The organism is Vibrio sp. 1F255, assembly GCF_041439145.1.
Classification (GTDB): Bacteria; Pseudomonadota; Gammaproteobacteria; order Enterobacterales; family Vibrionaceae; genus Vibrio; species Vibrio crassostreae_C.
In genome coordinates this window covers 39,568-53,451 of sequence record NZ_JBGONQ010000003.1, presented here as the reverse complement: position 1 = coordinate 53,451, position 13,884 = coordinate 39,568, and the positions used below count along the sequence as shown (strand labels likewise).

Sequence of the window (13,884 nt, the reverse complement as noted above, 5' to 3'; positions counted from 1 at the left end):
ATTAGGTATACACAAGCTTAAATTAAACGTTGGAACGCGCGTTTTTCTTCTTTGATTTATAGGCTTTCATTGAAATTTTTAAAGCAAGCTGTTTTTGTTTAATTGAAATGAGTTGTCTAGTTACGACCTTATGGTGTAACTCTGTGATAAAGTTTTTTTCCCAAGGCGTAAGGCGGTCAAACCTCAATAAAATAGTGTCATTGAGTACATTGAACAACTCGTATTGGCTTTTATCCATTCGACTGCTAAGCATTCAATTAGAGCACTTAGCTAGAGAAATGACGTTAAGGCTTTCTACTTTCTCATTTTTTCCTAAGGTAATGATTCGATAAGAGATCCCACTCTCTAATAGTGGTCTTATTTCGATGTTGTCACAAAAACTAACGGCGACTTTTTCTACTAAGCGGTCCATATTCAAAGTTTTCTTTTTTACGAAAACAAGAGTGACACTATCGCCCTCTGACTGTGCATTTACGAGTGTGATTGAGCCTAACTCTTGTGGAAGTTGGCTTGAAATAACTGTCGCTCTATAATCGGCAAGTCCATTAGATTTTATTGGGCTTATCTGACAACCGTTAAGCATGACACTGACGAAGAGAATTACAGTTGTTCGTAGCATTATGCGCTCCTTCTTCCTTTCTTCTCCCTTTAGGTGCCTTAAAATATTTATGGATATAACGTGAAGATATAGAAGATAAGAGCGCACTGTAATCTAAACTGAATGTGACTTTTTCCCCTACAAATAGTGGTTTCTGTGAGGATTCAAGGACAAGATGATCACTGGTTGAAGACATGATCTTAATCCCATTCGGAGCCTTAAGCCCTCTGACACAAACATCTTGGCGGCCTAATGCTAGAATAGCTTGTGAGACCTCCCCTCTATCTTGAAGGTTTTCTTTTTCACCAAAAGCATTTAACCCCCGACTCCCCCAAGGCAAAGTCGGTTTAGTCTTGGATTCAATCACTTCAGCGGTCAAAGAAACCGCATCCGTATGTAAGCCTTTGATATTTTCGTGCTCTAAAGGCTCACAGCCTAAAAAAATGGCTTCTCCTATACGAAGGTGATTGACTCGAGTTAAGCCTGTTCTCTGAAGAGCCCAGTTAACTGAAGCAGAATTACCCCCTGAAATAATTTCTAGACTGACCCCAAATGTAGCTTCAATTCCATCGGCAAGCTCAGAAAGAATACTCATATTTTGATCATCTGGAGCGACACCATACCGACAGGCTAAATTCGTACCAATTCCTTTTATCGTGATGTTTGGTAAAGAAATAATCTCTCGGATAAAATCAATCACGCGATTTGGCATCACACCTTCTCTGAGATCGCCAAGCTCAACCATAATAATGATACCGTGACAGCAATTTTGTTGTTCCGCTGCATGTGAAAGCCTCTGAATCACTTCAACTTCAGAGTTTAAACTCATATCACTGTATTTTATTACGCTTGCCACTTGACTGAGCATGGGTGTACGTATCAGCATTTTAGGGATAGCAATGCCAATTTCAGTCATCTTTTGAAGATTTTCGATTCTTGAATCGGCTAACATTGTTGCGCCAGCATCAATAAGAACTTGTGCGATGATAGGGTGGCCGAGGAAGACTTTTGTTACAGGCGTAACGGATATATTTTTCAGTGATAGCTGAGAAATCAGGAACTGAGCGTTATGATGAACTTTCCCACAATCGATGTCTAACCTAGGGTAGTTCACCCTTTTTCGGCCAGTTTACTTGCTATTATAGGGAAGGCTGACGTTACGATGTGCAGTAGATGTTCAACAGGCTGTGACAAGACATCAGTAACCGGTAGACCAAATTCGGTAGTGTAAGTGTCTATCGCACAACGTGTTTCATCCAACGACATATCTTCATGATTCAGTGTTAGTCCAATAACATTGGTATTAGAAAACGTTTCGATAAGATTGATTTCTGAGGCAATCGAAGGCATTGGGCAATCAGGAAAATCACTACGATATAAACGTTTAGGGGCATGTTGCAGTATCACACCCGTTGGACAACTGCCACGTAAGATAAAAGCGCTGGTTGAAAACGCAGGGTGACTCAAGGCTCCTTGCCCCTCAACAATTATCAGATCCGGATTTTCTTTTTCATAGGCCTGTACAATGACAGATTCCAATTCACCGGCACAAAATTGTGAAGGGACTGCATCGAGTGCAACGCAGTATTGTGCGCCTTGCATAATACCTGTTTGACCAGTGGCAATCAGAACGACGTTAAGGCCTTTTTTAGTCAGTTCATTCGCCAATATTGTTGCTGTTGTTCGTTTTCCTAGGGCGCAATCCGTCCCCATTACAGCAATTCTCGGACATTTAACGTAGTGTATTTTCCCGCTAAACGTTTTCAGATCGCCTTTACTTTTGGGTTTGCGAGTATCGAATATTCGAACGTTATTCTTTAAACTGGCTTCTAAAAACAGAGGATCGTCGGTTAGAAATTCATGTAAGCCATTTACGATGTTCATTCCTAATGACATGGCATTTAAAATGATGCTTTTATCTAAGTCAGATAAAAAACCACTTGATGGCGCAATGCCAAAAATGAAATAATCGGGAATGCTTTCCGCGTGAATGATAGCTTCTTCAGCATTGGCAAGGATCGGTATTCCATTGGCTTTGTTATCAAGAACTTCACCAGCATCTAAGCCAGCAGACTCACTATCAATAACCGATAGAATACGATAGCTTAACGAATGCCTCACTAACCCATTAGCGGTTTTACCATCAATTTTACCAAAATTACCTTCGCAATATATAATTGCAGAAGGGATGACCGGATTTACTTTTTGAGCAAGTGGTAACCAAGGAGCTATATGGGGTACGTTGTTGGTATCTACATTTTCAATTCTAGAGAGTTTGAATATATTTCTTAACTTTTCGGTTGAGATGGACATAATTAAAGCCTGCAGTATGGCTTAGGAGGGCGACTAAGGAGTGCCGATTTGCGAGTTCGGAAAAGAAAAGAAGTCCCTACTAAGCGGTAGGGATAACAACCAAGGTAACACACTCACCAGACTTTTGTTGGTTATTATTAATACGCTTTCTGAGTCTATTACTTTCAGACTTCGCCCATACTAGCGTAATTGATTAGATAGCTAATACTCATTGTTCAACGTCGCCGTATCAAACTCGCAGCTTTACGGTTTCAAGATACTTTTTCTAATATCAGTTAAGTGAATTAGAGTTTTGAGTATAACGCGTTTATGCCCAATAATGAGTTAGTATCCGCATCCATCTCCAAAACAAAAAAGGCCTCGCAATGCGAGGCCTTTGATTTTTCTATCTATCAGAAGAGATTAGTCGCGAAGTGCTGCGCCGAATTTCTCTGAGATTGAAGCTACGATAGCGTCTACTGAACCAGCGATGTCTGCATCTTCAAGTGTGCGCTCTACAGACTGTAGGCTAAGTGCGATAGCTAGGCTCTTCTTACCTTCTTCAACACCTTGACCAACGTATACGTCGAACAGTTTAGCGCCTGTTAGGAATTCACCACCAGCTGCGATACACGCTTCTACGATGTCGCCAGAAGCAACTGCTTCGTCAACAACAACGGCGATATCACGACGGTTTGCAGGGAACTTAGATACTGCTACTGCTTCTGGAAGCACGCGAGTATTGATAGCTGCCCATTCGATTTCGAATACGATAGTACGGCCGTTAAGACCAAACTTACGCTCTAGTTCTGGGTGAACAGTACCAATGATACCCACTTCTTTGCCGTCTACTACGATAGCCGCAGTTTGACCTGGGTGAAGTGCTGGGTGCTTAGCAGATTTGAAGCTGTATGCGATTTCGTTAGCAGAAAGCTCAAGAACGGCTTCTAGGTCACCTTTAAGATCGAAGAAATCTACAGTGTTAGTTGCAATGTCCCAGTGCTCTTCGCCACGAGTACCAGAGATAACGCCCGCAAGCATCATTTCTTGGCGCATGCCGTTTTCAGCAGTTGCTTCAGGGATGAAACGTAGGCCAGATTCGAATAGACGAACGCGAGACTGTTGACGCTTCTGGTTGTGAACAACTGTGTTTAGAAGACCTTGGATTAGGCCAAGACGCATTGCTGACATGTCCGCAGAGATTGGGAATGGCAGGATTAGCGGCTCAACACCAGGTACAACAAGTTTTTGCTGTTCTGGTTCTACGAAGCTGTATGTGATTGCTTCGTGGTAGCCACGGTCTACAAGAAGGTCACGAACGCGCTTAAGCGGTTGGTCAGCTTCTTTGTGGTCATTCATTTTAAGTGCCGCTTTAGGCGCTTGGTTTGGAATGTTATCGTAACCGTAGATACGACCTACTTCTTCAATTAGGTCTTGCTCGATTGCGATATCAAAACGCCAAGATGGAGACGTTGCCGTCCAGCCAGCATCAGTGCTTTCAACTTCACAGCCTAGGCGAGTAAGAATTTCCACTACGTCTGTAGATGGGATTTCGTGACCTAGTAGGCTGTCTAGCTTAGCGCGACGTAGAGCAACTACGTTTGCTTTAGGAAGATCAGCTTCAGATTCGCTGCCGTTTACTGGCGCAACTTCACCACCACAGATTTCAACTAGAAGCTGTGTTGCACGCTCCATTGCTGCTGCTTGTAGTGTTGAATCAACACCACGTTCGAAACGTAGAGAAGAATCTGTGTGAAGGCCGTAAGCACGTGCGCGACCACGGATGTGATCCGGTGCGAAGAATGCAGCTTCAAGAAGTACGTCTGTTGTTTCAGTCGTAACACCTGAATCTTGACCGCCAAAAATACCAGCGATTGCTAGTGCTTTGTTTTGGTCAGCGATAACAAGTGTGTTGCTGTTTAGTTCAGCTTCGTTGCCATCTAGAAGTGTTAGCTTTTCGCCCTGCTCTGCTAGACGAACCACGATACCGCCTTCGATCTTAGCTAGATCAAATGCGTGCATTGGTTGGCCTTGCTCTAGCATCACGTAGTTTGTGATGTCTACAACTGGGTCGATTGAACGGATACCACAACGGCGCAGTTTTTCTTGCATCCAGATTGGTGATTCCGCTTTCACGTTTACGTTCTTAACCACACGGCCAAGGTAACGTGGACAAGCATCAGTTGCTTTGATTTCAACAGATACTGTGTCTTCAATGCTTGTTGCAACAGCGTCAACTGTTGGCTCTGTAACGTCTGCGCGGTTTAGTACGCCAACTTCACGAGCAAGGCCACGGATGCTGAAGCAGTCTGCGCGGTTTGCTGTTAGGTCTACGTCGATAGTTACGTCGTTAAGCTCAAGAAGCTCACGTACGTCCATACCTAGCGTTGTGCCTTCAGGCAGCTCAAGGATGCCGTCAGACTCTACGTCGATACCTAGCTCAGAGAAAGAACAAAGCATGCCGTTCGATGGAACACCACGTAGTTTTGCTTTCTTGATTTTGAAGTTACCAGGCAGTACTGCGCCAACTGTTGCTACTGCTACAGTTAGGCCAAGACGACAGTTAGATGCACCACATACGATGTCTAACAGCTCTTCTTCGCCGATATCAATTTTAGTTACTTGTAGTTTGTCTGCGTCTGGGTGCTGACCGCACTCAACCACTTTACCTACTTTAACGCCGGTGAATTCACCAGCAACAGGTTCTACATCGTCAACTTCCAAACCAGCCATAGTGATTTGGTGAGCTAGCTCTTCGCTGTTAATTGCAGGTTTAACCCACTCGCGTAGCCAAGATTCACTGAATTTCATAGTTTTGACTGCCCCGGATTACTTGAATTGTTTAAGGAAACGAAGGTCGTTCTCGAAGAACGCACGAAGGTCATTTACGCCATAACGAAGCATCGTTAGACGCTCTACACCCATACCGAATGCAAAACCAGAGTATTTCTCAGGGTCGATGCCAACAGAGCGAAGTACGTTAGGGTGAACCATGCCACAGCCTAGAACTTCTAGCCATTTGCCATCTTTACGTTTCACGTCAACTTCAGCTGAAGGTTCTGTGAACGGGAAGAATGAAGGACGGAAACGCACTTCAACTTCTTCTTCAAAGAAGTTACAAAGGAAATCGTTAAGAATGCCTTTAAGTTGAGCGAAGTTTACGTTCTCATCCACTAACATACCTTCCACTTGGTGGAACATTGGCGTGTGAGTTTGATCGTAGTCGTTACGGTAAACACGACCCGGAGCAATGAAGCGGAATGGCGGTTTGCCGTTTTCCATCGTACGGATTTGAACACCAGAAGTGTGCGTACGTAGCATTAGATCAGGGTTGAAGAAGAAAGTATCGTGATCAGTACGAGCTGGGTGATCGTCTGCGATGTTTAGTGCATCAAAGTTGTGGAATGCATCTTCGATCTCAGGGCCAGACTCAGTGCTAAAGCCAAGCTCACCAAAGAACTGTTCGATACGCTCAACTGTGCGAGTAACTGGGTGAAGACCACCGTTCTCAATGCGACGACCTGGTAGGCTCACATCGATAGTTTCTTCAGCTAGTTTCGCTTCAAGCTCTGCACGTTGTAGTGCGTCTTTGCGAGCTGCGATCGCTTGTTGAACAGCACCTTTCGCTTTGTTGATCTCTTGACCAGCAGTGCGACGCTCTTCAGGTGGAAGTTTACCTAGGCTTTGTAGTTGAAGAGTTAGTTCACCCTTCTTACCTAAATACTGAACTCGCACTTCATCAAGTGCGACTAACGAATCTGCTGTATCAATAGCAGTCGTTGCATTAGCAATGATCTCTTCTAGATGTTGCATCATTTCCTCATCTACCAGTTGGTAGTGTCCGTATCGGATGATTAGTTTTTTTAGATAGCTACACATAGTAATCAAACACGCAACCAATGCCAAATTGAATCGCTAAAAGAACAAGTTATTGCCTAAAAACACGGCAAATTTAACAGGATATTAATGAGGAGTAGGAAGAAGTGGAACAATTACAGGTTCCACTTCTTAATTTGGAAATGACCTGAAGGCTAGATCTGAATAGAACAAACGCTGTTCTTCCCTGCGTTTTTTGCTAAATAGACGGACTCATCCGCCGCTTTAATCAATTCGTTCATGGTTTCGAATTCTTGGGTCATTTCAGCGACACCGACACTAATACTGCCAATCCAAACTTGATGACTGGTTTCAACCTCTAATTCAGACACTTTCTGTCGAGCGGTTTCCGCGATGTACATCCCACCTTTAAGGTCGGTGTTTGGGCAAATAACCAAGAACTCATCGCCACCTAACCGGCAAACAATATCATCATTACGGAACGTGTTTTTCAGTTCACGCGAGAGGGTTTGTAGCACCAAGTCGCCTGCATCATGGCCGCTGGTGTCATTAATGCGCTTGAAGTGGTCGGCATCAATCATAATACACACTAAAGGCATGCCCAGTTCTTTGGAGTCTTGCCAATGCAGCGCTAACTGTTTAAAAGCACTACGACGGTTATGCAAATTAGTAAGAGAGTCGGTTAATGACAGTTCTTCAAGTCTCTTATTCGCTCGTTTTAATTCTGCCGTACGTTCCTCAACTTTATCTTCGAGTAACTGGTTGAAGCGTAACAACTGTTTGTTTCGTTCAGAGACTTGTTCAAACAGGCCGTTAAGCGCAGCCAACAGCGGGACAGTCGCAGAATCTTGCTGCTTTTCTTCCGCTTCAAAGGCTTGCAGAGGTGTCGCGCCCTCTTCTATCGCGGTCATTTGTCGCGCCATGTTTTGGTCGATGCCGAGGATGTGGTAAGCAAGCCAGTGGATCAATAAATCAAGTAACTGCCGTGCTGACGACTGATCTTCTTCCATGATGAAAGCTTGCATACTGTAGATATCTTGCATAAATACACGATGCACTTTGATATGCTCTTCAATGTGTCGCTCATACACACCGCAATCTCTCATCAAAGATTCTTCTTCTTTAAAGTGAAATTCGGCATAGCATGTGAGATCGAGTAAAGCGACGTTTATGTCGTCGATAGAGATAGTGTTCTCTGACAACAGATTTCCGTAGTGGTTGATAATACCAACAAGATATTGATGCTGTTCATCTACAACACCAATGCCTGTTTCAAAGTTTTTATCCCAATTAAATGAATTCATAAATCCCTTAAGGCCGATACCACCAGCACGATTTACATGCATATTCGGAGGTTATAGATACTGAAAAAATATAACCATTTTACCTGTAGGTTTATTCGATTGTTTGATCCACTTTATAAAAAGACGACTTTGAACATTCTAAATATGGCTCATCTTAAATTTGAGACGTCCCCCAACAGGAACGCCCCACGAAGCTAACATTAGAAATAATATTCCAACGCCATCTCAACAAAGTCATCCTTGCGTGCGAAGAACAACAAGTCCTCTGGGGTTTCGTTCTCAAACAACCAAGCATTCAGTCGCCACTTGAGATTGTTGTTAATACGGCTCGATGCCTCTAGCTTGGCACTGTAGACATCACTGTTATCTAAGTCTTGAGTGATACCAGTAAGCACTTCGGTGCCGTCTTCATCGTTCAAAGCGAAACGTGCCCCAAGGAACACATCATTTTGGCCGATGGTTTGGGCATTGTTGCCTCGGCTGTCATACAGGTATTCAGCGATGAAGCCGATGTCCCAATACGATTCAAGCGCTCCAACCCAAGTGTATTCAAAGCCTGTCGCCACGCCGGTATGGTTGTCGTAGCTGTCGCGATAAATGCTTTCCAGCTTCCATAACCAGTCACCGATAATGCCTTGAACATCGAGTCCGAAGTGCTGCATTTGCGCGTAATACGGCTTGAGTTGATTGCCTTCCACACGGTAATAAGGGTCACGGTTCGTACCACCTAAATAACTTAAACCGACATCCCAATCGCCGTACATTTGGCTATAACGCAATGCCACATCGACGTGCTTTTCTTCTCGCGAAGATTCGTAAAGCGCATCGTCCGAAACAGGTACCGTTGGTCTTAATCGACCGTCTTCGCCTGCGAATGTACGCTCACGAAAATACGGCAGTAACATGGCGTCTATGGTGCCCCACTCTTTTATCGAGGTGAAGTGCACCATAGGCTGACCTAACTTGGATTCGCCATCGACCGATTCAATGGCATCGGTCTGGTTTACCACATCCACTAAATGCGCCGATTCGGTTACGCCCCAAAATACCTTTCCAACACCCGCTCGCAGTTCGTAATCATCCCAATAGGTTAAATACAAGGCTTCGCGAATATCACCATGAGTTCGTTCATCGTCTTCACTGTCTAGGCGATAAAACGGGGTGAAGGTAATGCTGCCGTTGCCCTCTTGTTGCTCCCAGTAAAACTCTGGCTGCAACACCAGTGAGCTTTGTCCTTTGTCTTGCCCTTGTAAGCCGTCGCTAAAGAACTGCCTATGTTCAAGGTTAACCTGCCCTGCGATATCAGGACTAAAGCCTGCCGCCACACAAGGCAACGACACCTGCATAAGCCCGACGGTCGCCGCCAAGGTTAAGGATAATTGGGTTCCTGTTGCCACAATCCTTTTCATATTCCTGCCTTATTTCGCACGTTTTAGTGTGTTCTTTTGGAAATCCTTGTCTTTAAGACCGGTCTGGAACACTAAATCTGTCGTGGTTAATACGGTGCTTTTGCCTGTTTGATGGTTTTGCATCGCCATGGTGTGTGCGCGCCAGTATTGGTTTAGGTACTGTTTGTAATCTTGGAACGATAGAGTTTTAAGCAGTGCGCCTTTGCGGTCGTAAAACTCGACTTTCATTGGGCGGTAGTGCTGTTGGTCTAGCCATACCTTTTGCATGGTGTAGCCTGAGTTTTTATCGGTCGGTACTTGCTCTAAAACAAAGGTGTCTACGCCTTCCAGTTTCGCGTCTTCAATGTAGTTGAAGGTGTACTTTTCAAGTTCAAACGAGCTTAAATCCTCATACGCAAATTCACTGCCCATAAACGGGCCAGATTTGTTGCGTGAAGAGATGCGTTTTACACGCTTGAGTGCAGGAAGATACAACCACTGGTCATCGGATTTGGTGATGTGCGAATGGTTTAGGAAAGCCGTGCCTTTTACGTCGCGTGGTTCATCAAAAATGGTTAAGCCTTTGTCGCCATCGTCATCGACTTCCAAAGATTTCAATCGCATCAGACGTGTACTGCTTTCGCCCTGTTTGTTGCGAAGTAGCATTTCCATGGTTGCGACAGAATCGCCCCACCCGACATCGACCGCTTTACGTTGCTCGGCAATTTCTAAGCCTTTCGCAGGGTCTGCTAACGCTGGGAAAGCGGCGAATGTGCTCAGTGCCAACGAGCTAACAGTAAGTAATGTAGTAGCGAATGTTTGTTTAACGCTTTTCATAAATATCTCCTTGAGTCAGCCCACCGCAGCAGGCCGACGTTTCCTTATTTGGTCGAAGTAGTCAGTTCGGCTGTCGATCTAGGCTGCGACTTGGTATCTGGCTTTGATTCGTGCTGAGTTTTAGCTGAATAGTGGGTCTGTTTGTCGAAGATCATCAGTAAGCTTGGTAGCAAGATGAAATCGACCACCAGCGCAATGAAAATCACAATCGCGCTGAGTAAGCCCATGTCGGAGTTGAGTCTGAAGCTCGACATCGCCAGTACAGAGAAACCGGCCACTAGCACAACAGTGGTGATCCACAAAGCGCGACCTACGGTGTGGAAAGCGTATCGAACCGCTTCTTCTGCTGATTTCCCTTCGATTCTTGCGCGCTGGTATTTACTCAAGAAGTGCACCGCATCATCAACCACGATACCCAACGTGAGCGTGACCACGACTGACAAACCGAGGTTGATTTCACCTGAGATAAGCGCCCATAAACCAAAGCCAATGATCGCAGGCGCAATGTTGGGCACTAGGCTGATCATGCCTAAGCGAACCGAGCGCAATGCAAAGATCATCAAGCCAGAGATAAGCACTAGGGTGATAGGCAAAGTTGATAGCATGCTCGCCATGTTGGTTTCGCCAATATGGGCAAACATCAGTGACGGGCTCGAAGCCACCACTTCATATTGCGGTGCATTGGCTGCAAACCATGAGTAAATGCGCTCTTCGAGTTCGACTAGCTCAACGCTGCCAAGGTTATCGACGGTGAGTACCATTTTGATCGATGATTTATCGACGTTGATCTGGTTGTTCAAGTCCAAGCCGTACGGCAGAGACATTTCGTAAAGCAGCAGATATTGCGCGGCAAGTTCACGGTTCAGCGGTAGCTTGTAGTAGCTGTCGTCGTCGGCATGCATATTCTTGTTCAAACGCATATAAACATCAGAAAGCGTTGCCACATGGTCAGTTTCTGGTTGAACGCGTAGCCACTTAGTAAAGTCACCAATTGCTTGCAAGAACACAGGATCAGCAATCGCTTGAGACTCGTTAGTTTTCACTGCGATACTGAGGGTTGTCATGCCGCTTACGGTCTCTTCCATGAAGTCAGCCGCTTGTCTGAATTCACTTGAGGTATCGAAATACTTCACCGATTCATCGTTGACTTTGTTGAGCGGAATTAACGCGGCAGCGCCAACAATCACTAGCGTAGAAATCGGCAGCAGTGCTTTACGGTTAGTTACGACAAAATCGCCCAGCTTATCCATGAAGGTGACTTTGTCTGCCGCCTTAGGGTTGGCAGGTAGACGTTTGACTGGCAGCAGTTTTAGCAACGCTGGCAACATAGTCACAGACAAGAAGCACGCAATAAGTACACCCAGTGCCGATAAGTTACCGAAATCACGCAGCACTGGTGAGTCCGACATGTTCATCATCAGGAAACCAATCGCAGTGGTCACCGAGGTGATCAGAATCGGCATCGCATTGAGCTTGATGCTGTATTGAATGGCTTGTGCTTTCTCCATACCGCGCTGCATCGCTTGTCTCATGGTCACAATCACGTGAACACAATCAGCCACCGCCAAAGTTAAAACCAAGGTTGGCACATTCACGGTTGCGGTACTCAAGAACATCCCTGCCCAACCAGACAATCCCATGGTGGCAACAATCGAAGAGATGATCACAATGAGCGTCGCCACCACACTAAAGAACGAGCGCAGCATAAAGGTCAGGAACACCAGTACCACCAACAGCATTAAAGGAACGAGCGTTGAGCTGTCTTCTTGAGCCGAAGTCATAAAAGCGTTGTTCATGGCTATGATGCCCGCTTTATGGAATTCGACATTAGGATACTGAGCTTGGTACTTGCCGATCATGGTATTGATTGCCGCAATCACCTCTTGCACTTCTGCGGTTTTGTCCACTTCTAGCAGTTGCACGGTGACGTTCACAATCGTCACATCGCCAGAGGCCGACACCAAGGCATTCTTAAGCAACGGCTCGTTAAGGGCGATCTGTTTTACTTTGGCGATGCGTTCTGGTGTGTGTTCGTACTCTTCATACAGCAAGTCTTCTACCAAAAGATCATCTTCAATGGCTTCGGTGTGCTGATAATTAGCAAGGGAATCGACACGGCTTGAATACGGGATCTGCCACGCATCAACCGTGAGATTTTGAATCAGGTTGAGAGTTTCAGGGGTGAAGACATTGCCATCTTCAGGTGCGACAACAATCGCAAGGTTGTCGGTTTTTGCAAAGGTGGTTTGGATTTCATCGAACGCCATCAACTGCTTGTTGGTGCCTTCGAAGAAGATGTTGTAGTCCCCTCTAAAGTAGAGGTTCTTAGCCCCTAATGCAGAGAGAATGATGATTGAAAACACCACCAGCAGAACGATAAACGAACGCTTGGTAGGTATTGAGTGCCAACTGTTTAGATCTGTGTTTGCGCTATCGGCATTAGGGTTATCTCGGTTTTGCTGATCGAACGTGGGCTTCTGGCTGTCATGTTTCATCACAGTCTCCATTTGTGACGATTCGTCATATTTGTGTCATAAAAAGCCAGCCGAAGCTGACAAAAGACACAATGCTTAGTCAAACACTCAAGAAAACAGCAACCACAGTCGGTCAGTCTCAAGTTTGTGACGAATCGTCAAAAATGGTTATTAATAAACCCACATGTGTGGGCTTAACGGAAGCTATCGACCTACAGACTCTAAGTAAGCGATCTCTTCACTGAACAGTTCTTGTTCTACACGACGCCAAGTTTTGCGGTAATCCCAGTCACTAGAAAGGGGCTGCCAATTTAGGCCGTCTAGAATCATGTTCGCGTTGTGTAATACTGAATACGGGTCTTGTAACCGCTTAATACAATGACTGTTTGATGCATTCTGTGACAAAGCATTTGAACCAAATGCGATTGACCAGTTAGCAAAAACGATGGCATCTGAGCCAACGCCAGAAGAGAACTTTAGGTCACCCGCTTCTACCGCTTGGTTAACCATAGAGTCGCATTGTTCAATCACCAACTCTTCCAGTTCATTCATCTCGGCGACGCGTGCACTAGACGCTTTCTCTAGTACCCACGGGCTTTTAGCCATGATCGCACAGGTTGATAGTACCGGCTCCATGCGAGCATAGATTCGGTAAGCAACGTGCAATGCGACGATCTTTTCACGTGTGTTGCCTTCAAACTCTCCAGAGCGAGCAAACATCATTGCTTCTGTCTTGAGAGAGTGAATACATAACGCTAAAACGACGTCTTCTTTGCTGCAAAAGTGATTGTATATCGTACCTTTAGAATAAGAGCTCGCTGCCGTTAGCTTGTCCATCGTGAGGTTTCCGAACCCTTGTTCTCGAACCAGATCTTTTGCTAACAACATCAATTCTACTTCTCGGTCGGCTATGGATTGCTGCTTTTTAGACAACACGCCTTTGCAACCAAAGATACTTTGTTTATCGCCTTTACAACCAAAGCCAAACATAATTTTTCAGTCCGTATTTGAGCTTAGCTATTACCTAAGCTTAATCAGCATTTAAAACGCTCCTGTCCAATATATTAACACGAATAGTAAATTCATGTAGTTAACCATTTTGTGACGCTTCGTCATTTCTGACTTATCGTCATAATAGCGCAAGTATTGATCAT

At 45.0% G+C, this 13,884-nt stretch carries 11 protein-coding genes; all 11 read right to left on the bottom strand.

Annotated features, from left to right (window positions below; all coding sequences use genetic code 11):
• Window positions 1–22 precede the first annotated feature (22 nt).
• The 11 genes from ACED41_RS02960 to ACED41_RS02910 all read right to left on the bottom strand — a co-directional run bounded on the left by ACED41_RS02960 (window position 23) and on the right by ACED41_RS02910 (window position 13,720).
• Window positions 23–253, bottom strand: a complete 231-nt coding sequence (locus ACED41_RS02960; protein ID WP_004735670.1) for a hypothetical protein — start codon at window positions 251–253, stop codon at window positions 23–25.
• Window positions 254–619 carry a type II secretion system pilot lipoprotein GspS-beta gene (gene gspS2, locus ACED41_RS02955; RefSeq protein WP_016788065.1) on the bottom strand — a complete coding sequence of 122 codons (366 nt, stop codon included), beginning with the start codon at window positions 617–619 and terminating at the stop codon, window positions 254–256. It lies immediately after the preceding gene.
• Window positions 576–1,712, bottom strand: a complete 1,137-nt coding sequence (locus ACED41_RS02950; RefSeq protein WP_371724439.1) for an alanine/ornithine racemase family PLP-dependent enzyme — start codon at window positions 1,710–1,712, stop codon at window positions 576–578. The genes gspS2 and ACED41_RS02950 overlap by 44 nt, the downstream gene beginning before the upstream one ends.
• Window positions 1,709–2,911: a DUF1611 domain-containing protein gene (locus ACED41_RS02945; RefSeq protein WP_371724438.1), complete on the bottom strand. Its 1,203-nt coding sequence runs from the start codon at window positions 2,909–2,911 to the stop codon at window positions 1,709–1,711. The genes ACED41_RS02950 and ACED41_RS02945 overlap by 4 nt, the downstream gene beginning before the upstream one ends.
• A 402-nt stretch (window positions 2,912–3,313) precedes the next feature.
• Window positions 3,314–5,701 carry a phenylalanine--tRNA ligase subunit beta gene (gene pheT, locus ACED41_RS02940; protein WP_371724437.1) on the bottom strand — a complete coding sequence of 796 codons (2,388 nt, stop codon included), beginning with the start codon at window positions 5,699–5,701 and terminating at the stop codon, window positions 3,314–3,316.
• An 18-nt stretch (window positions 5,702–5,719) separates the two neighbouring features.
• Window positions 5,720–6,703 carry a phenylalanine--tRNA ligase subunit alpha gene (pheS, locus tag ACED41_RS02935; protein WP_004734764.1) on the bottom strand — a complete coding sequence of 328 codons (984 nt, stop codon included), beginning with the start codon at window positions 6,701–6,703 and terminating at the stop codon, window positions 5,720–5,722.
• A 218-nt stretch (window positions 6,704–6,921) separates the two neighbouring features.
• Window positions 6,922–8,031, bottom strand: coding sequence for a GGDEF domain-containing protein (locus tag ACED41_RS02930; protein ID WP_029235308.1), 1,110 nt, complete (start codon window positions 8,029–8,031; stop codon window positions 6,922–6,924).
• A 200-nt stretch (window positions 8,032–8,231) separates the two neighbouring features.
• Entirely contained in the window at window positions 8,232–9,440 is a 1,209-nt protein-coding gene (locus ACED41_RS02925) for a hypothetical protein (protein WP_017060449.1), read from the bottom strand.
• Between the two features lie 9 nt (window positions 9,441–9,449).
• Window positions 9,450–10,256, bottom strand: coding sequence for an outer membrane lipoprotein-sorting protein (locus tag ACED41_RS02920; protein ID WP_017060448.1), 807 nt, complete (start codon window positions 10,254–10,256; stop codon window positions 9,450–9,452).
• A 44-nt stretch (window positions 10,257–10,300) separates the two neighbouring features.
• A complete protein-coding gene (locus ACED41_RS02915) occupies window positions 10,301–12,763 on the bottom strand; it encodes an RND family transporter (RefSeq protein WP_371724436.1) in 2,463 nt (820 codons plus the stop codon).
• Window positions 12,764–12,934: 171 nt separating this feature from the next.
• Window positions 12,935–13,720, bottom strand: a complete 786-nt coding sequence (locus tag ACED41_RS02910; RefSeq protein WP_371724435.1) for a TetR/AcrR family transcriptional regulator — start codon at window positions 13,718–13,720, stop codon at window positions 12,935–12,937.
• Window positions 13,721–13,884 lie beyond the last annotated feature (164 nt).